Annotated in this window: 15 protein-coding genes; 13 read left to right on the top strand and 2 right to left on the bottom strand. The window is 42.8% G+C overall.

Going from position 1 to position 21,099, the window contains the following annotated elements; translation table 11 throughout:
• The first annotated feature begins 61 nt into the window (after window positions 1–61).
• From tsf to FC60_RS04605, 13 genes are all read left to right on the top strand, one after another.
• Window positions 62–940, top strand: coding sequence for a translation elongation factor Ts (gene tsf, locus FC60_RS04545; RefSeq protein WP_056937281.1), 879 nt, complete (start codon window positions 62–64; stop codon window positions 938–940).
• 74 nt (window positions 941–1,014) lie between these two features.
• Window positions 1,015–1,740, top strand: coding sequence for a UMP kinase (gene pyrH, locus FC60_RS04550; protein WP_007122647.1), 726 nt, complete (start codon window positions 1,015–1,017; stop codon window positions 1,738–1,740).
• 2 nt (window positions 1,741–1,742) lie between these two features.
• Window positions 1,743–2,303, top strand: a complete 561-nt coding sequence (frr, locus tag FC60_RS04555; protein WP_007122646.1) for a ribosome recycling factor — start codon at window positions 1,743–1,745, stop codon at window positions 2,301–2,303.
• 167 nt (window positions 2,304–2,470) lie between these two features.
• Entirely contained in the window at window positions 2,471–3,217 is a 747-nt protein-coding gene (locus FC60_RS04560) for an isoprenyl transferase (protein WP_056937282.1), read from the top strand.
• Window positions 3,218–3,228: 11 nt separating this feature from the next.
• Window positions 3,229–4,017, top strand: a complete 789-nt coding sequence (locus tag FC60_RS04565) for a phosphatidate cytidylyltransferase (protein WP_056937283.1) — start codon at window positions 3,229–3,231, stop codon at window positions 4,015–4,017.
• A 15-nt stretch (window positions 4,018–4,032) separates the two neighbouring features.
• A complete protein-coding gene (gene rseP / locus FC60_RS04570; protein WP_056937284.1) occupies window positions 4,033–5,301 on the top strand; it encodes an RIP metalloprotease RseP in 1,269 nt (422 codons plus the stop codon).
• 12 nt (window positions 5,302–5,313) lie between these two features.
• Entirely contained in the window at window positions 5,314–7,044 is a 1,731-nt protein-coding gene (locus FC60_RS04575; protein WP_056937285.1) for a proline--tRNA ligase, read from the top strand.
• A 57-nt stretch (window positions 7,045–7,101) separates the two neighbouring features.
• The gene (locus FC60_RS04580; RefSeq protein WP_056937286.1) at window positions 7,102–11,436 is read left to right on the top strand and encodes a PolC-type DNA polymerase III; all 4,335 of its coding nucleotides are present in this window, start codon (window positions 7,102–7,104) and stop codon (window positions 11,434–11,436) included.
• Window positions 11,437–11,560: 124 nt separating this feature from the next.
• Window positions 11,561–13,732 (top strand): AAA family ATPase, encoded by a 2,172-nt coding sequence (locus FC60_RS04585; RefSeq protein WP_056937287.1) that lies wholly within the window; start codon window positions 11,561–11,563, stop codon window positions 13,730–13,732.
• A gap of 366 nt (window positions 13,733–14,098) precedes the next feature.
• Window positions 14,099–15,451 (top strand): dihydrolipoyl dehydrogenase, encoded by a 1,353-nt coding sequence (gene lpdA / locus FC60_RS04590; RefSeq protein WP_056937288.1) that lies wholly within the window; start codon window positions 14,099–14,101, stop codon window positions 15,449–15,451.
• Entirely contained in the window at window positions 15,448–16,521 is a 1,074-nt protein-coding gene (locus FC60_RS04595; protein WP_056937289.1) for a thiamine pyrophosphate-dependent dehydrogenase E1 component subunit alpha, read from the top strand. Before lpdA ends, FC60_RS04595 begins: the two co-directional genes overlap by 4 nt.
• Window positions 16,522–16,539: 18 nt before the next feature.
• Entirely contained in the window at window positions 16,540–17,571 is a 1,032-nt protein-coding gene (locus tag FC60_RS04600; RefSeq protein ID WP_056937290.1) for an alpha-ketoacid dehydrogenase subunit beta, read from the top strand.
• Window positions 17,572–17,586: 15 nt separating this feature from the next.
• Window positions 17,587–18,792, top strand: coding sequence for a dihydrolipoamide acetyltransferase family protein (locus FC60_RS04605; protein WP_056937291.1), 1,206 nt, complete (start codon window positions 17,587–17,589; stop codon window positions 18,790–18,792).
• 66 nt (window positions 18,793–18,858) lie between these two features.
• Here the strand turns inward: FC60_RS04605 and FC60_RS04610 are convergent, their stop codons facing one another.
• Window positions 18,859–19,803: a 2-dehydropantoate 2-reductase gene (locus FC60_RS04610; protein WP_056937292.1), complete on the bottom strand. Its 945-nt coding sequence runs from the start codon at window positions 19,801–19,803 to the stop codon at window positions 18,859–18,861.
• Window positions 19,804–19,817: 14 nt separating this feature from the next.
• Complete coding sequence (locus FC60_RS04615; protein ID WP_056937293.1) at window positions 19,818–20,627, bottom strand: 2-keto-4-pentenoate hydratase; 810 nt, start codon at window positions 20,625–20,627, stop codon at window positions 19,818–19,820.
• Between the last annotated feature and the right edge of the window lie 472 nt (window positions 20,628–21,099).

Consider the following 21,099-nt stretch of genomic DNA (forward strand, 5'->3'; position numbering starts at 1 on the left):
CAGGAAGGACCATCTGGCCTGAGTGCAAAACAGTTTTTTTTGAAAATTAAGGAGAAATAAAATGGCTGAAATTAGTGCTAAATTAGTAATGGAATTACGTAAGAAGTCTGGTGCCGGTATCATGGATGCCAAAAAGGCCCTTGTTGCTAGTGATGGTGACATGGATAAGGCTATGGATTACTTACGTGAAAAGGGAATTGCTAAGGCCGCTAAGAAGAGCGATCGCATTGCTGCTGAAGGTTTAACTAACATTGTGGTTAATGGCAACACGGCTGCAGTCGTAGAATTAAATTCAGAAACTGACTTTGTGGCTGCTTCTGATCCATTTAAAGAAGAATTGGCTGAAGTATCAACTTTGATCGCAGAAAACAAGCCTGCTGACGTTGAAGCAGCACTTCAAATTAAGACTGCTAACGGAACGGTAAATGATGACTTAATTGCCACTACCCAAAAGACCGGTGAAAAAGTTAGCTTACGCCGGTTTGAAATTGTCGAAAAGAATGATGGTGACAATTTTGGCGCTTACTTACACCAAGGTGGTCGGATTGCTGCTTTAGTAGTCCTTGAAGGTGCAGACGAAGAAACTGCTAAAGACGTTGCAATGCACGTGGCCGCAATTAATCCTGAATTCATGACCCGTGAAGACGTTTCTGCTGAACGTTTAGCTCATGAAAAGGAAGTCTTTACTGAAGAAACTTTAAACGAAGGCAAGCCAGCTAATATTGTTGACAAGATTGTAGAAGGTCGTTTAAACAAGTTCTTATCACAAATTTGTTTGGCAGACCAAGACTTCGTTAAGGATTCTGATCAAACCGTTGCTCAATTTGTTGCTTCAAAGGGCGGTAAGTTGAAGTCATTTATTCGTTATGAAGTTGGGGAAGGAATCGAAAAGAAAGAAACCAACCTCGCTCAAGAAATCAGCGAACAACTTAACAAGTAATTTATGTGGGAGGGGCGTACCGGAAGAAACAATGGACGCCCCTTTCTTCGAGTAATCACTTGGAGGAGGAAAATATGACGGAAAACATTAAATACAACCGAGTTGTAATGAAGCTAAGCGGAGAAGCGCTAGCAGGCGAACAAGGTTTTGGAATCAACCCACCTGAGATTCAAACGGTTGCTAAGGAATTAAAAGAGGTCTATGAACTCGGGGTTGAAATCGCCATTGTCGTTGGTGGTGGAAACATGTGGCGTGGTATCACTGGTGAAAAATTGGGGATGGAACGGGCGCAAGCTGACTATATTGGGATGCTGGGAACCATTATGAATGCCTTGTCCTTACAGGATGCCTTAGAATCTCTTGATGTGCCAACCCGGGTCCAAACGTCCATTGAAATGCGTCAAATTGCTGAACCTTACATTCGGCGCAAGGCAATTCGGCATCTTCAAAAGGGTCGAGTGGTAATTTTTGCCGGTGGAACCGGGAGCCCATACTTTTCAACTGATACGACGGCTGCCTTACGGGCGGCTGAAGTTAATGCTGATGCTATTTTGATGGCCAAGAATGGTGTGGATGGGGTCTACTCAGCGGATCCCAAGACTAACGATGATGCGGTTAAGTATGAGCGGTTGACGCATATGGACATCATCCAGAAGAAACTTCACGTTATGGATTCCACGGCAAGTACCTTATCAATGGACAATGACATTCCGTTAGTGGTCTTCAACTTAAATACTCCAGGTAACATTTTAAAAGTTGTTAAGGGTGAAAATATCGGAACTACCATCGAAGGAGAATAGATATGACTGGAAAAGAAATCTTAGCAGAAGCTAAGAACAAGATGGCCAAGTCAGGAGACGCTTTAAAGCGGACTTTGGCTGATATTCGGGCGGGTCGGGCCAATGCGAGTGTTTTGAACCCAGTTCAAGTTGAATACTATGGGGCGATGACACCATTAAATCAATTAGCCTCCATAAGTGTTCCAGAAGCTCGTCAATTGTTAGTAACTCCATTTGATAAGTCTACTTTGGAAGACATTGAGCATGCAATTTATGCTGCTAACTTAGGTTTGACCCCCCAAAGTGATGGGACAGCAATTCGGTTAGTGATTCCACAATTGACGGAAGAACGGCGGAAAGAACTGGTTAAGGACGTCAAAGCCGAACTAGAAAATGCGAAAGTTGCTGTTCGAAACGTTCGTCGTGAAGCAATGGACGAATTGAAAAAGGGCAACAAAGCGGGCGACTTTAATGAAGATGAATTCCATGATCTGGAAAAACAAGTTCAAACTGAAACTGATGAAGGAATTAAGAATCTTGAAGCCATTGCCGAAGCTAAAGAAAAAGAACTCTTAGAAGTATAAGCAAGTCGTGATAGACTAATGCTTTGAAATTTTGTCAGTTGAAAGGCTGGTGAGAAAAATTTTCTCACCAGCCTTTTTGAAGCTTGAAAAACGATTGTAATAGTAGTCACTGCCATTTTCTGGTATTATTAATAGTGTGTGAATTTTATAATTAACGGAGAAAAATAATGGATAATTCAAACCAAAGCTTGGATTTGGAACGAATCCCAAACCATATTGCAATTATCATGGATGGTAATGGACGTTGGGCCCAAGCACGGCATCTCCCGCGAGTAGCCGGCCATCAACAAGGAATGCAAACCGTGAAAACTATTACTAAAGCCGCAAGCGATTTAGGGGTGAAGGTATTAAGTTTATATGCTTTTTCGACCGAAAATTGGAAGCGTCCCGGTGCAGAAGTTAAATTCTTAATGCAATTACCAATCAAATTCTTTAATACATTTGTGCCCGATTTGGTAAAAAATAACGTTCAGGTTCGGGTCATGGGGGATATCAGCCAATTACCAAAGGCCACCCAAAAAGCGGTTAATGATGCCATTGCCGATACGGCGGCTTGCGATGGGATGATCTTGAACTTTGCCCTAAATTACGGCGGACGAGATGAAATCCTGCGTGCGACTAAATATCTAGCTGGACAAGTTGCCAGTGATGAATTAACCATTGACGATCTAGATGAAGACATACTTAGTCAGGCAATGATGACTGGATCTTTAGGCGAATATGCTGATCCTGAATTATTGATTCGGACTAGTGGAGAAGAACGTATTAGCAATTTCATGCTTTGGCAATTAGCCTATAGTGAATTTGTGTTTGTTGATGAACATTGGCCGGATTTTGATGGTGAATCACTGCGGCGCTCAATTGCCGTGTACCAAAATCGGCATCGTCGGTTTGGCGGATTAGTTAATAAGTAGGAGGGTGTCTTTTGAAAACACGTGTTATAACGGCAGTAATTGCCTTAATTGTCTTTATTCCCTTTATTTTATATGGTGGTTTGCCCTTAACAATCTTCGCAATGGCTTTATCATTGATCGCTATGAGTGAATTATTAGTGATGAAAAAGATGTTTTTGACATCGTTTGCGGCTATTTTAAGCTTTTTAGGGGTTTTGGTGGTAGCCATGCCATCTTCTTGGGTCGCCTGGATGCCAGATCAGCTGGGGCGGATGTCTCTTTTATACATTATTGTTATTTTGTTACTCGCCCACACCGTCTTCCATCGCCAACGCTTTACCTTTGAAGACACAGGGGTATTAGTATTGGGGATGATCTACATTGGGTTTGGTTTCAATGCTTTTGTCATTGCTCGTTCCGTTAATTTTCAAACTCTACTATATGGCATGTTGATTGTCTGGTTAACGGACAGTTTTGCTTATATTTGTGGTCGCAAAATTGGTAAACACAAGTTGGCACCCAAGGTTAGTCCTAATAAGACTTGGGAAGGTTCGATTGCCGGTACGGTGATTGCTACCGTAGTATTAGCTATTTATCTGTTGATTTTCCCAGTTGGCTATCATAATGTGTTCATGATGATTTTAATGACCCTGGTTTTATCAATCATTGGTCAAATTGGGGACTTAATTGAATCTGCCCTGAAACGTTATTACGGAGTAAAAGATTCTGGGAAGATTTTGCCAGGGCATGGTGGAATCTTAGATCGCTTTGACAGTATGTTAGTGGTCTTGCCAGCAATGTATATTTTAGGAATACTTTAATACGAGGTAAGTTATTTGATAATTACGATTATTGCATTTATTATCATTTTCGGAATTTTAGTCCTAGTTCATGAATACGGGCATTATTTCTTTGCTAAGCGTGCCGGAATTTTGGTTCGTGAATTTTCGATTGGTATGGGGCCAAAAATCTGGTGGAAACGACGCCATGGGACCACTTATACGATTCGGATTTTACCATTAGGTGGCTATGTTCGCATGGCCGGAATGGATGATGATAGTGACTCGTTGCGACCTGGTTTAGCTGTTTCATTACAGTTAAACGATCAAGGGAAAGTTACGACGATTAATGCCAGCAATCAAACAACTCTCTTTCAAGGAGTTCCCTTGCGGGTAGTTGATTTTGATCTGGAAAAGGACCTTTGGATTAGTGGCTACTTGAGTGATGATGAAACAGAAGTTAAACGCTATGATGTAGATCATGATGCTACCATCATCGAAAAGGATGGCACGGAAGTTCGGATTGCTCCTTTAGACGTTCAATTTAATTCGGCCAGTCTACCAGCACGGATGATGACCAACTTTGCTGGTGCCATGAACAATTTCATCTTATCACTGGTGGTGTTTGTGATTGTAGGTTTTATGGTAGCAGCGATTCCGACTAATAGTAATCGCTTGGGATCGGTCGTTGATAATTCACCGGCTGCTAAAGCTGGCTTAAAGGCCAATGATCAAATTACCAAGATTAATTCTACTACGGTTAAGAACTGGGACACGATGTCGTCATACATTTCCGATCAACCGGGAAAGAAGTTGCAAATTACTTACGTAAGGAATGGCGTTACCCACCATACGAGTGCCACCACGAAAAAGATTGTTCAAAATGGGCAAAGTTATGGTCAACTAGGAATTACCGAAAAGACTACTACCAATTTTAAGGCTCGTTTGGGCTATGGATGGCACATGTTTACCTACTCAGCTACGTTAATCTTTACGACTTTGGGCCACATGTTCACCCGTGGCTTCTCCTTAAACGATTTAGGTGGACCAGTCGCGATTTATGCGGGGACATCTCAAGCAACTTCACTTGGGGTTACGGGAGTCCTAAGCTTTTTAGCGATGCTTTCTATTAATTTAGGAATTGTCAATCTATTACCAATTCCCGCTTTAGATGGTGGTAAATTATTATTGAATATCTGCGAAGCGATTATTCGGCGGCCAATACCAGAGAAATTTGAATTAGCCATTAATTTAATCGGTTTTGCCTTTTTAATGTTATTAATGATTCTAGTGACTTGGAATGACATCCAACGTTACTTTATGTAGAAGGAGATCAGAATGAAACAATCACGAATTTTAATGCCGACGCTGAAAGAAGCGCCAAGTGATGCGGAGGCGATTAGTCACCAAATGATGGTGCGCGCCGGCTATATTTATCAGGTTTCGGCCGGGGTTTGGGCTTACCTGCCCTTAGCGGACCGAGTAATCAAAAAGATTAACCAGATTATTCGCGAGGAAATGGATAAAATTGAGGCTGTTGAAATGATGACGCCGGTCTTATTGCCAGCGGAGTTATGGCAACAATCCCAACGATATGAATCGTATGGTCCCAATTTATTCAAGCTTAAAGATCGCAAAGCGCGGGATATGATTTTAGGACCGACGCACGAAGAGACCTTTACTGAAATTATTCGTGATTCTATTCATTCCTACAAGAAGTTGCCGTTGGTCTTATATCAGATTCAAGATAAATTACGGGATGAAGATCGACCTCGGTACGGAATCTTACGGGGAAAAGAATTCATCATGAAGGATGCCTATTCCTTTACTGCTGATCAGGCGGGTTTGGATAAGGTCTATGATCAAATGGCCGTTGCATATCGGAACATTTTTGACCGTGTTGGCTTGGATTATAAAGTCATTTATGCCGACTCCGGTGCCATGGGTGGAAATGGGTCACAAGAATTTTCAGCTCCAGCTGCGGTAGGTGAAGATACCATTGCATATACAGATGGTGATTACGCAGCTAATATTGAAATTGCTAAGAGTCAGTTCACCGGAGTTCAACAAACGGCCGCTACTGAAACCATGGAAAAAGTAGCTACCCCTGGAGCTCATACGGTTGACGAGGCTGCTGAAAGTTTAGGCTTGCCGGCTAGTCAGGTGCTGAAATCAATGTTTTACATGGCAACGATTGATGGTGAAGAATCACCGATCATGGTGTTAATGCGGGGAAATGACGAAGTTAATGAAGTTAAGGTTGCTAGTCATCTAAAAGCTGATGAACTTCGCTTAGCTACGGAAGAGGAAGCTGAACAATTGTTAGGTGCACATCCCGGCTCCTTAGGTCCTGTTGGGGTTGGTGAAAATGTCACGATCTTGGCAGATGAGTATGTCAAGGTCTTGGTCAATATGGCCCTAGGTGCAAATGATGATGGTTATCACTATCGGAATGCTAACTTAGATCGTGATTTTAGGGTTGATGCATTTGGAGATTTCCGGAATGTTCAAGAAGGTGAATTAGCTCCCGATGGTATGCCTTTGAAGTTTACGCGGGGAATTGAAATTGGTCATATCTTCAAATTAGGAACCCGCTATTCAGAAACCCTTGGTGCGAAAGTGCTTGATCAAAACGGTCGTGAAACTGACGTGATCATGGGATCATATGGGATTGGAATTTCTCGATTATTGTCAGCTATTGCGGAACAGAATGCAGATGAGCAGGGATTAGTTTGGCCCGATAGTGTTGCACCATTTGATGTCCATGTAATTCCAGTTAACCCTAAGAAGACGGATCAAATGGAACTTGCCGAAAAGTTAACCCAAGAATTGGAATCCGCAGGCTACGAAGTTCTAGTTGATGATCGTCAGGAACGCGCCGGCGTTAAATTTGCGGATGCGGATTTGATTGGCTTACCAATTCGGGTGACTGTTGGTAAAAAAGCTTCAGAAGGCATTGTCGAAATTAAACTGCGGCGAACTGGCGAAACCTTGGAAGTTAATGCAGAAGAATTGGTTACCAATATTGGAATTTTATTAAAGCAAGCTGCCGATACAAGTGAAGATTAGTAATGGGTTCGATGTCTTTGGCATCGACCTTTTTGCCTTTCAAGATGGAGAAATGTAATGGCTTTAAGTTCAAAAGAACAATTTAATAAATTACTTCAACAAATTAATTTTACCGATCCATCCTTATCAAATGGGGAATTAACTCAAGTAACGGTTCACCAAAAATCTCGGGTATGGGAATTATATATTCATTTAGATCAGGTGTTGCCATATCCAGTTTTCCAACAGTTTTATCAGGCCATGGTGATGAGCTTTCAACATTTGGCGCAAGCCAATGTTAAAATTCACATTGCGACTGAGACTACCAGTTTAGATAATCAACTCGTGGGCGCTTATTGGTCAGGGGTTATTAAAATGGTTGCTGGCGATACTGGAATGGCTCGTGAATTAAGTCAAACCAAGGAACCCCAGGTCGTTGATAATCAAGTTCAATTAACCTTAGAAAATGCGAAAGTCGCAGAATTTGTTCAACGGCGCTTACTAGGCTTAATTGAGACCGGCTACCAAGAGGTAGGTTTCCCGGCCTTTCGAATTAAAACCTTTGTGGATGAAGATGCGTCTGTTGCTAAACGGGAGGCTATTCAGGCTAAACAAGAGGCGGCAGAACAAAAGTTAATGGCTCAAGCCATGCAACAAATCCAACAACATAAGGAACAAAGCCAGGCCCTTGAGCCGGTTGATGGTCCCGTGGTAATTGGTAAGGAAATCAATCCTAAATTTGAGTTGCAACGGATGCGGACCATTGTGGAAGAAGAACGGAGCGTAGTTGTTGAAGGCTATGTCTTTGCTAAAGAAATTCGCGAATTACGTTCGGGTCGTCAGTTGATGGTAATTGAGATTACGGACTATACTTCCTCTTTTGCCGTGAAGAAATTTTCTCGTGATAAAAATGATGAAGCTCAATTTAATGCCCTGAAAGAAGGAATGTGGGTCAAAGTTCGTGGATCGGTGCAAGAAGACACCTACATGAATGACCTTACCATTAATGCTTATGACATTAATCAAGTTTCCCACCAAGAACGTCAAGATACCGCTCCCGAAGGTGAAAAACGAGTTGAGTTGCATCTACATTCGACCATGAGTACCATGGATGCGACCAATTCGGTCGGAGATTACGTTAAACAGGCGATTAAGTGGGGGCACCCGGCGATCGCTATCACTGATCATGCTGGCGTTCAAGCTTATCCAGAAGCTTTTAATACCGCTTATGATGGTAAGAAGAAACAGGATAAGATTAAGATGCTCTATGGGGTCGAAGCCAATGTGGTTGATGACGGGGTACCTTTAGTTTATAACGAAGACCATACCGCCTTAGCTGGTCACGTTTACGTGATTTTTGACGTGGAAACCACGGGATTGTCGGCAATCTATGATCGCTTGATTCAGGTTTCGGCGGTGAAGATGCAAGACGGCGAAGTCCTTGATCGTTTTGATGAATTCATCGATCCCGGTTTTCCTTTGTCAGCCCAAACCACCGAATTAACAAGTATTACCAATGAAATGGTGCGAGGATCCAAGACGGAAGCAGAAGTGCTGCAATTATTCCGGGACTTTTGTGGGGACGCAATTATTGCTGGTCACAACGTTTCTTTTGATTTGGGATTTATGAATACGGCTTATGACCGGGCTCACATGTCCATAATTTCTGCGCCAGTAATTGATACATTACCGTTGGCCCGTTTCTTGTATCCAGATTTGCGGGGGTATCGTTTGAATACCCTAAGTAAGAAGTTCAAAATTCCTTTGGAACACCATCACTTGGCCAGCTTTGATTCGGAAGCAACGGGTCATCTGCTACATATTTTCTTAAAAGAAGCAGAAGAACGCTATCAGATTCAATTTGTGGATGACCTAAACAAGCACATGGCGGATAATAATGCTTTTCGGCATGCTCGTCCCTTCCACGTGTCGATTATTGCGCAAACCCAAGCCGGCTTAAAGAATCTCTATAAGTTGATTTCGATGTCCAATGTTGATTACTTCTATCGGGTCCCACGAATTCCACGGAGTGTTTTAAATCAATATCGTGAGGGCTTATTGTTAGGAAGCGCATGTGCCAATGGGGAAGTCTTTACGGCCATGATGCAAAAGGGTTATGCCGAGGCAAAACAAAAAGCGCGTTACTACGACTATTTGGAAGTTCAACCTAAACCCAATTACATGCCTTTAATTGAACAACAGATGGTGGCGGATGAGGGTCATCTTGAAGACATCATCAAGAATATGGTGAAGTTGGGTCAAGAATTGGACAAACCAGTAGTGGCGACGGGTGATGCCCATTACTTGAATCCAGAAGATGCTATCTACCGGAAGATTTTAATTAGTTCGCAAGGGGGAGCTAACCAACTGAACCGGACCCAACGTCCTGAAGTACCCTTCCGAACGACTGATGAAATGTTAGCGCTCTTTGATTTCTTAGGTGAGGAAACGGCTCAGCAGATTGTGGTTACTAATACCCAAGCAGTTGCCCAAATGGTAGATGATGGGATCCATCCAGTGCAAGATAAACTGTATCCACCGAACATTCCCGGGGCTAATGATGAACTTTATAACCGGACCTGGGAAACGGCCAAAAAATGGTATGGTGAAAACATGCCGGATTTCGTCAAAGAGCGGATTAAGATTGAACTTGATAGTATCATTGGCAATGGATTTGCTGTAATCTACTTAATTGCTCAACGGTTAGTAGCCAAATCCAATAAAGATGGTTATTTGGTTGGTTCGCGGGGATCGGTTGGTTCTAGTGTGGTGGCAACCTTCACTGGGATTACTGAAGTCAATCCGTTGCCCCCACATTATCGTTGTCCGCAGTGTCAGCACAGCGAGTTCTTCACTAAAGGGGAGTATAGTTCGGGCTTTGATTTACCCGATAAGAACTGTCCAGAATGTGGGACCCCGATGATCGGTGACGGGCACGATATTCCCTTCCAAACCTTCTTAGGATTTAGTGGTAATAAGGTTCCCGATATCGATTTGAACTTCTCGGGGGACTATCAACCAATTGCTCATAATTATATGAAAGTGCTCTTTGGTGAAAACAATGTTTACCGAGCCGGAACGATTGGTACGGTGGCGGATAAGACGGCCTACGGTTACGTCAAAGGCTATGAGCGCGATCATGAAATTCAATTCCGTAAAGCCGAAGAAGATCGGTTAGCGAAAGGGGCAACGGGGGTTAAACGAACCACTGGGCAACACCCGGCCGGAATTTTGATTGTGCCGGATGATAAGGAAATTTATGATTTTACGCCTGTCCAATATCCAGCAGATGACCAAAGTGCTGCTTGGGAAACCACACACTTTGATTTCCATTCGATTCACGATAATATTTTGAAAATGGATATTTTAGGACATGATGATCCTACAATGATTCGGGCCTTACAAGATTTATCAGGAATTGATCCTCAAACAATACCGATGGATGATCCTGGGGTGATGAGTCTCTTCTCAAGTCCTGAGCAATTGGGCGTGACCGAAGAACAAATTAACAGTAAAACCGGGACCCTGGGAATTCCCGAATTTGGGACCCGGTTCGTCCGTGGAATGTTGGAAGATACTCATCCTTCGAACTATTCGGAATTATTACAAATTTCCGGTTTATCCCACGGGACTGGCGTGTGGTTGGAAAATGCCCAAGAATTAATTCAAAAGGGGACGGCCACGATTGCTAATGTGATTGGATGTCGGGATAACATTATGACCGACTTAATTCACTATGGTCTTGATTCGGAAACATCTTTCCAAGTAATGGAACATGTCCGTAAAGGAAAGGGAATTCCAGATGAGTGGCAAGAAAAAATGCTGGAAGTTGGCGTTCCCCAATGGTATCTTGATTCATGTTTAAAGATTAAGTATATGTTCCCACGGGCCCATGCAGCTGCTTATGTGTTGATGGCTCTGCGAATTGCTTACTTTAAGACTTATTTCCCACTGGTTTACTATGCCGCTTTCTTCTCCGTTCGGGCGGATGACTTTGATGTTGTTGCCATGTCGCGAGGCAAAGAAGCGGTTAAAGCTGCCATGAAGGAAATTAATGATAAGGGGAATGATGCCTCTGCTAAGGAAAAGGGGCTCTTAACCATCCTAGAATTAGCTAACGAAATGTTGGAACGGGGATTCAAGTTTAAGATGGTTGACCTAGAACGTTCGGATGCCACTGATTGGTTAATGGATGGTGATGATACCTTGATTGCGCCGTTTAGAGCCATTCCTGGTTTAGGGATCAACGTTGCAAAACAGATCGTGGCGGCACGTGAGGAAAAAGAATTTCTCTCGAAACAAGATTTAAAGGAGCGGGGGAAGGTTTCCAATACCTTAATTGAGTTTATGACAGAAAATCATGTGCTTGATGCATTACCAGACGAAAATCAGTTAAGTTTATTTGATTTTTAATATTAACATCGATCTACCTTGACATGGGTCGATGTTTTTTTTAAACTCTTTCATTATGCTATACTAACCATAAATAAGGGTTAATTGTCATAAGAAAGTAGGACAGTTTTAGGAGGACTAACTTATGGCAAGACAAAATGATCGCTTAGTTGATCAAGCCTTAAATGAGGCTCATCAATTAGCGGTAGCAAGACAAAATTATCAATTAGACATTCCGCATCTCTGGTCAGTACTTATCCAACCAGATTATTCGGCAGCCGATTTTTATCAAGGCTTAGGCGTTAATCTTGATCGACTTCGCACCATCGTTGATCAAGAATTAGACAAACTACCGCGGTTTGAGCAAAGCGATTCAACCCGTTATGGTAAGACCTACAGTCAACGCTTGAAACGTTTGTTGGATCGGGCTGAACAGTATCAAAGAGAATTTGCGGATGAAAGATTAATGGTTGAACATTTGATTTTAGCTTTAAATCAACAAGCTAGTAATCCCATCACCATTTTTTTGCGGGCACAATTGGTTAATGAAGATCGGTTGATAGCGGCTTTAAATAAGTCCAAACCATTAAGCAATAATCAAACCGACAACGGACCCAAATATCTGCAAGAATTACAAGCTGATTCTGATCTACCTGTAATCGGTCGGCAGAGTGAACTAACCGATTTAATTCGGGTCTTGAATCGACAAACTAAAAACAACGCGCTCCTGGTGGGACCCCCGGGCGTTGGTAAACGGACGATTATCAGAGACCTAATCAAACATTTGGATCAGACTAAGGCCACCAAAATTTATCGACTAGACTTAGGTCAGCTAGTGGCCGGAACTAAATATCGCGGCGAGTTTGAAGAGCGCTTTACAAAGCTGCTGAATAATTTGCAAGACCTGGATGAAAAAATTATTCTTTACGTTGATGACTTACCGGGATTAACGACCATTGGTCAGGCAGATGGCGCCATTAGTGCGGCTGAAATGCTTAAACCGATTCTTGAAGCGGGCACAATCCAGTTAGTTACCTCGATGACTCATGCCGAGTTTCGCGAAAGTCTTGATCCCGACCCCGCTTTAGCGCGTCATTTTCAAAGAATTCCCATTGAAGAACCAAGTGAACGGGAAGTAACTGAGATTTTAGCAGTGTGGGAGGACCGTTTTGCTGCTTATCATGGGGTCAGTTATCAAGGGGATTGTATAAGGGTAGCAATTAATTTGTCCAAACGATACCTGAGTGAACGGGCTTTACCCGATAAAGCCTTGGACTTATTAGATGAAGCGGGCGCCATGCAAGGTAATGATGGGTCCAAAGAAGTAACCCCTGAAGATTTAGCTTATATTGTTGAGCGTCATACCGGGGTGAAAGTGCGTGGAGTAATGGCAACGGAACGGGATCACTTATTAAACTTAGTGCCGATGCTGCACGCTAAAATTATTGGCCAAAATGAGGCGGTCGAAAAAGTTGCCAATGCGATCATTCGGTCGCGGGCAGGGATTCAAAACCCTCAGCGGCCAATCGGTTCTTTCCTCTTCTTAGGGCCAACTGGGGTCGGTAAAACGGCCTTAGCAAAGCGTTTAGCTGAAGTTTTGTATGGCGACCAAAATGAAATGATCCGGATTGATATGTCGGAATACATGGAAAAACATGCGGTGGCTCGACTAGTCGGTCCACCACCAGGTTATGTTGGCTATGAAGAAGGGGGACAGTTAACGGAAGCAGTCCGTCAACGGATGTCAGCAGTCATTCTGTTAGATGAAATTGAAAAGGCGCATCCAGATGTCTTTAATCTTCTTTTACAACTGCTTGATGAAGGTCGACTTACTGATGCTAAAGGTCGGACGATTGATTTTAAAAACACGATTTTGATCATGACTTCTAATTTGGGATCAACGAAAATCTTGGAAAGTTTAGAAGAAAATGGGGAACTCGTTTCTTCTACCAGAAATTCGGTTCTAGAAGACTTAAAACATCAATTCCGACCAGAATTTTTAAATCGAATTGATGATATTATTCTCTTTAATCCGCTGACTAGTATTGATGCCGAGCAAATTGTTAAGTTAATGCTAGCCGAATTAACCGAACGGCTGCAAAATCAGCATGTTAACCTTGAATTTGATCCGGCTGTCGTTACCTATCTAGCCCAAGTCGGTTTCGATCCGGTCTTTGGGGCCCGACCTTTACAAAGAACGATTGTTCAAATGATCGAAACGCCGTTAGCAAATAAAATTATTAGACAAGCGCCGGATGATTCTTCAACCTATTACATTACCCAAGATCAAGACCGGTTCACAATCAACCAAAAATAGTTGTTATGTTTCACAAGTGAAGCAAATTTAAAATCCGTTGATATACATGACATATCAACGGATTTTATTTATATAACATCACAAAAACTATTTATTTTTCACAAACTAGTTGATATAATTCAAGGTGTAGAAAGCGTTTTCTTTGATGATTTAACCCTTATTTCAAGAAATTAGCAGATCGGTGCACAAGCAAATAGTCTAAGTTCATTAGGCATAATAACTTAATTAACCCTAATGGGGTGAGAAGAAGAATTGATCAGTTTGGATGGAATAGTTAAATGGGGCAAAAGAAAATTAAGTAAAAATAACCTAATCTTCAGGAACTAAAAGCTATTGCTTCTCCCGATTATAAAGGGAGTGATACTTTTGGCGAATTATGATGTATTAGTGATCGGCGCAGGCCCTGGAGGCTATGTAGCAGCCGAAGAAGCAGCCCGGTTAGGAAAAACGGTTGCAGTGATTGAAAAAAAGGCGATCGGTGGGGCTTGTCTAAATGTAGGGTGTATCCCTTCCAAAACTTATTTGCAACATAGTCAATGGCTACTGACCTTTGATCAGGCTCGTCAGTATGGTATTGAAAGTCAGGTTCAACAGCTTGATTTTGCGAAACTACACGCACATAAAGATCAAGTGGTTGCCAGTTTGCAAAATGGGATTCGGACTACCTTTAAACAGGCTAAGATCGACTACTTTGCTGGCGAAGCTCAATATTTAAAAGAAACCACCTTCCTAGTTGAGGGTGAAAAAATAACTGGTAAAGACGTGATCTTAGCAACCGGTAGTCACCCGTTCGTTCCCCCAATTAACGGAATTGATCAGGTGAACTATCTGACAACTGACGAATTTTTTGATTTAGCTACCTTACCAAAACGGCTCGTAGTCATAGGTGGAGGGGTCATCGCAATTGAATTAGCCTTTGCAATGCGACCTTTAGGCGTGGAAGTGACCGTGATTGAAGTTGCTCCCGAGATCTTATTAACGGAAGATCCAGTAGCGCGCGAGATCATCCGACAAAAATTAAAAGACCTAGGGGTACAGATATTTGAAGGGGCTCAGATCGAAAACGTTAAACCAGAGCAGGTTGAACTTGTAGGCGAAAGTCCACAAAGGTTTGATCAATTATTAGTGGCAACTGGACGAAAACCAAATACTGATCTTGCTAAAGCAATTGGGCTTAAATTAACGGATCGTGGTTTTGTAGCAGTTGATCAATATTATGAAAGTTCGAAAGCCCATTTTTATGCGATTGGGGATCTCTTGCCAACTTATATGTTAGCGCATGTGGCCAGTGCAGAAGGAATTAAAGCTGTACGGGCAATTTGTCGGCAAGCTGAGGAACCAGTTGATGCTGATGCAATTCCCCGTTCCCTATATACAAGTCCTGAGGTAGCTTCTTTTGGGATGAATGAAGAAGCGGCACGTGCGGCCGGCTTTGATGTTGTAACGGGACAACTGCCCTTTGCTTACAACGGACGCGCGATTGCGACGGCGAAAACGGACGGTTTCATTCGGTTAATTTCAGAAAAACAGTATCATTTGATTTTAGGCGCTTTGATTGTTGGGGATCACGCTACTGATCTATTACAAGAGCTAATTTTACTCAGGAATGCTGAAGGAACCTTAGATCAAATTGTCGATAGTGTCTATGCTCACCCAACAATTTCGGAATTAATTCAAGATGTGGCGAAACAAGTAATTGCGAAAGGAGCACGATCATGACAGATTACCGTGAATTACCACAAGAATTAACGAAAACTCGCAATGAAGGAGCGGTATCTCCATTAGTCGATTTGCAAGTTCATACTTCGACGGATGTGGAAGTGGAAGGAATTACTTCGGAACAAGCTCAAGTAATGTACAAAACGATGTGGAATATCCGGAATTTTGAAGAAAACGCCCGCCGCTTCTTTGCTGCTGGACAAATTCCCGGTTTTGTCCACTTGTATGCAGGGGAAGAAGCGATTGCTACTGGTGTTTGTGCCAACTTAACTGACCGTGACTATATTACGAGTACTCACCGGGGACATGGTCACTGTGTTGCTAAAGGTGGCGATTTGAAAGGAATGATGGCTGAAATTTTTGGACGCTCGACCGGACTTGGTAAAGGTAAAGGTGGTTCTATGCACATTGCCGACTTGGATAAAGGAATCCTTGGCGCCAACGGGATGGTTGGTGGTGGTTTCGGACTAGCTACCGGGGCAGCCATGCGGAATAAATATTTACATACTAATGATGTTGCTGTCTGCTTCTTTGGTGATGGGGCAGCGAATGAAGGGAATTTTCATGAATGTCTTAATATGGCTTCCATTTGGAAATTACCAGTAATCTTTGTTAATGAAAACATCCTCTTCGCTGAATCAACGCCACAATGGTATTCTTCCGGATCGGGAACGATTGCTGAGCGAGCTGCGGTGTACAACATGCCGGGAGTTCGAGTAAATGGGAAAGATATCATTGCTGTTTACGAAGTTACTAAAGATGCGGTTGAACGGGCTCGTAATGGAGAAGGACCAACCTTAATTGAAGCCGTTACTTATTGGAATTACGGCCACTTTGAAGGTGATGAACAGAAGTATAAGGCCCCTGATGGTGAAGAAAAGGCTTGGGCTGATGTTGATCCAATGCAAGTCTTTTATGACTATGCTATTGAGAATGAATTGCTAACCGCTGAAGAATTAGATCAGTTAGCGCAAGAATCAGAACAAGCTGTTAAAGAAGCGATTGAATTTGCCCAAAACAGTCCAATTCCAGAACCGGAATCACTATTGGACGATGTTTTTGCCGATTAAAGATGGGAGGATCCAAAAATGGCTCGCGAAATTTTATTTATGAAAGCGATCAATGAAGCTTTAGACCAAGCAATGGCAAAAGACGAAACGGTAGTCCTCCTGGGTGAAGATATTGCCGGTGGGGCAGAAGTAAAACACTTAGAAGAACAAAACGAAGATGCTTGGGGTGGCGTAATGGGGGTCACCAAAGGCCTAATGCAAAAATATGGTCGGGAACGGGTGATTGATACCCCAATTTCAGAACATGGTTACATGTCATCATCAGTGGGGATGGCCGTAACTGGATTACGTCCGGTTCCAGAATTAATGTTCAATGATTTTATTGGCTTTTGTTTTGATGCTTTGCTGGGGCAAGGTTCAAAAATGCGCTATATGTTTGGTGGTAAGGCCAAAGTTCCAATGACTGTTCGGACTATGCACGGGGCGGGGGCTTCGGCTGCGGCGCAACACTCGGGGACTTATTATGGTTTATTTGGATCGATCCCGGGGTTAAAAGTGGTTGTACCAGCAACCCCATATGATGCGAAAGGATTACTTTTGTCCTCCATTGAAGAAGACAATATCGTCATCTTTTCAGAAGATAAAACCCTTTATGGAATGAAGGGCGAAGTTCCCGAAGAATATTACACAATTCCGATTGGAAAAGCGGCAGTGCGTCGAGAAGGATCAGATTTAACGATTGTTACTATCGGTAAAATGCTGTATGTTGCCTACGAGGTTGCAGATCAATTAGCTAAAGATGGCATCTCGACAGAAGTAATTGATTTACGAACGGTTGCCCCATGGGACCAAGAAACTGTCCTTAATTCGGTTAAAAAGACGGGACGTTTAATTATTATTGATGAATCCAATCCACATAACAATACGGCAACTGATATTGCGGCCGTTGTGACGGATCAGGCCTTTGATTATCTTGATGGGCCGGTCAAGAGGGTTACGGCACCGAACACGCCCGTTCCGTTTGCAACCAATTTGGAACAACTATACATTCCAAATGCGCAGCGGGTAATCGAGACGGCTAGTGAAATAATTGATGATCTCAAAAGCTAGAAAGGAGGGACAACCATGGCTACTGAAATTGTAATGCCAAAATTGGGCCTAACGATGACGGAAGGCACCATCGATCATTGGCTGGTGGCAGTTGGTGATCAAGTTACGGCCGGTCAACCAATCTTAGAAATTAGTTCTGAAAAATTAACCAGTGAAGTTGAATCTCCTGAAGCGGGCACCGTCCTTAAATTACTGTATGTCGATGGGGACACGGTACCTTGTAAACAAGCGGTGGCGATTATTGGTGATGCATCAGAAACCGTTGACGAATCTTCTACTGCTTCTCCAGCGCAAGCTCCTGTTACTGAATCGCAACCAGTTGCAGTAAATGATGTATCGACCGATGAGCCAACAAAACCAAGATCAACCGGTCGCATCTTAATTACACCGGTAGCGCGGCGGTTAGCGGCAGAAAAAGGTTATCGAATAGAAGATATTCCAGGGACGGGCGGTAACGGTCGCATAACTCGGCGCGACGTTGAAGGTTTCGCCCCGGTTAAGGAAGCGGCAACATCAGTTGTGAGCGAGCCAGCTAGGTCTAACCTAACGGGAATGCGTAAAACTATCGCTCAGCGGATGATGAACAGCCTTCATAATAGTGCGCAACTGACCTTGCATCGAAAAGTTGATGTAACTAGCTTAATGGCAATGCGCCAAGAATTAAAATCCAAAGTTGAACAGCCACTCGATAATGGCGAAATCTCCTTAACGGCTTTAATTACGCGAGCGGTGATTAAGGCTTTGCAAGAACACCCGGCTGTTAATGCCTGGTTCTTTGAAGGCGACTACCAAGTACAAAGTCAGATTAATATCGGGATTGCGACCGCTTTAAGTGATGGTCTAGTGGTGCCTGTTGTGCAAAATGCTGATCAGTTAAGCTTGGGTCAACTGGGCCGAACGATAAAAAACCTGGCTGGTGAGGCCCGTAAAGGAACTTTAGATTCGAGTCTTTATGCTGGGTCGACTTTCTCAATAACAACCTTGGGTGCCCAAGGAGTTGAGTACTTCACGCCAATTTTAAATCCACCAGAAATAGGAATTCTTGGCGTTGGAGCCCTTCAAAAGAATTTAGCCCTTGGTGATGATGGCGAAGTTATTGAACGCACGGAATTACCACTTAGTTTGACTTTTGATCATCAAGTTCTTGACGGGGCGCCAGCAGCAGAATTTTTAGGGACAGTGGTTGACTACCTGCAAAGCCCTTACTCTTTATTACTGTAAATTAAAATGACATAACCTAAAAATCCCTATAAAAAAGACGCTTAGCCGAAAACTAAGCGTCTATTATTATGACCTATTTGCATGCCGTACCGATTCTTTAGCATGTACAAGGTCGGTTAAGAGATCACAATAGGGAGTTGCTAATCCATATTTGTGACCGTGAGTGGAAACATAACCGTTCATGTAGTCAATTTCGGTGACACGATTATTTTTAATCAAATCTTGATACATAGAAGGGTAATGATCACCAATGACATTATAAGAGGCTTCGACGTGGTCGACGACTTCTTGTCGATCAAGATTAACCCCTTCTTTTTCACCAACGGCCGCAAATTCATCCACAATCTTAACGACCATATCATGAGCTCCTGGAGTTTGACTATATTCGGTTAAATTACATTCTAAAAGCGTACAAAGAGTATTTAAGGTTCCATTGACACACCCCTTACGAAAGACTGAGTAGCGAGGATTGTCAAGGTAGTGGGCCTTTAACCCGGCTTGACTAAAGACTTCAACTACTTGTTTAGCCATTTCTTGGGCATCTGGATTACCATTTGGGCTACCCAATTCACATGATCCGTCATCACCCAAAAAAACATGATCAGGTCGCGTCATTTGTGCAGTCCACATGGTATTACCAAGAAGAACTCGATCAGGATCAACATATTTAGCCAAGGTCTTTTCGTGCCCCACACCGTTCATTAAACAAAGGGCGAAAGTATCGTCATCAAAAGCAGGTAGAACATCTTGGACCATTTGATCCAATTGCATTGATTTACAAAGAAATAAGACAACATCAAAGTGTTGATCAGTAGGGACTTTCGTTTGCGCATAAGCGGGGACCCTAACCTGAACCTCCTGGCCGTTGAATTTGGCCTTTAAACCGTCTTTTTTTAAATAGGAAAGACGATCTTGCCAACCATCAGCAACCGCGACGTCATTGCCAGTATGTGCTAGGCAAAGCGCAAAACGGGTTCCCATTCCGCCAACACCTGCAACCAGGACTTTCATTGGCCTTCCTCCAATTAGAGCTTAGAAACCGTAGGGTGGGCATCAACCGTAACCGTTCCAAAGTCGTGATTAAACTTGGCTTCCCACTTTCCGGCCGTTAAGTGAGGAGGCAATAAGAAGGTTCCTGAAGATACTAATTGACCACGAGCAAAGACCTTACCTTGTTCGGCTAACTTCTTAACCAACCATTGTAGGGAGTTTAAGGGGTTGTCTAGGACTTCAGAAGAATCACCTTCGCTCACTTTTTCGCCATCGTGGTAGAGGCCCACGTGAACGGTGGCTGCGTCTTCGACTGATGAGAAGACTTGATCAGCATCGCGTTCTTCCCCGTAAACAACCGCACCACCAACCGCACAATCGGATAAAACATTGTATTTACCTAGTGCCGGGAACCAGTTAACGAAACGGGCATCTGGTAATTCTACCGTTCCACAAACAGTGGTCTTGTGTAATAAGTCTTCTAAAGAGTCATCTGGCGACAAAGTTTCCTTAGCCCGGAAGCCAAGTTCAACTTCTAAAAGCGGTTCGTTCATATGATCAACGTTGACATCAGCTGGTCCCTTTAAGAAACGTTCGGCAACTTGTTGACCATACAAAGGAGCATCAGTATCGAACATCTTTTGGGTTTCTTCACTGGTTAAGGATACCTTGTAGCCGGCCGTTGGTTGGCCTTTTAAAGTCATGACCCGTTCTTGAACTGCGTAGGCCGTATCGAAATCACTAACGGCATCTTTCCAATCTTCTTCATTTAAAGCTGTGTTGTGCTTGTATGCATTAACTAAAGCTTGAGCAAATTCTTCTTGGCGTGTGTTTAATTCTGTCATAATCAATTCCTCCAGGTATCGTAAAAAGTTATAAGAATTAATTAAATTAAGAAAAGAAAAAGCGCTCTTATTGTAGGATTTACCTACAGTAAGAGCGCTTGCGCGTGGTACCATCTTACATTACTCCAAAATGGGGTCACTCAATCACAGACCATCATCTGTGACCATTGTAATGGGTGGTAGCCAACCTGAGCTTACTTAATTCAGCCGGTAACTCGGGAAGGATATGATGTTAATCGCTATTGCTAATTCACACCAACCATCAGCTCTCTGAAATAGCGTGATTACTCATCAATTTCCGTCAACGTTTTCTAATCGAAATTTAATTGTTGAAGGTAGTATAGAGCGCTTATTTTTGAATGTCAACTTATAAATTAAAGTTTTTTAATTTTATTTAGTGGGTCACCTTTAAAAATCATTGTCAGATTGGGTATTTCTGGGTAGGGTAGTGTAATGTTTTAATAGGTTGTAA

The sequence above is a fragment of the Limosilactobacillus gastricus DSM 16045 genome, from assembly GCF_001434365.1.
Lineage (GTDB): Bacteria > Bacillota > Bacilli > Lactobacillales > Lactobacillaceae > Limosilactobacillus > Limosilactobacillus gastricus.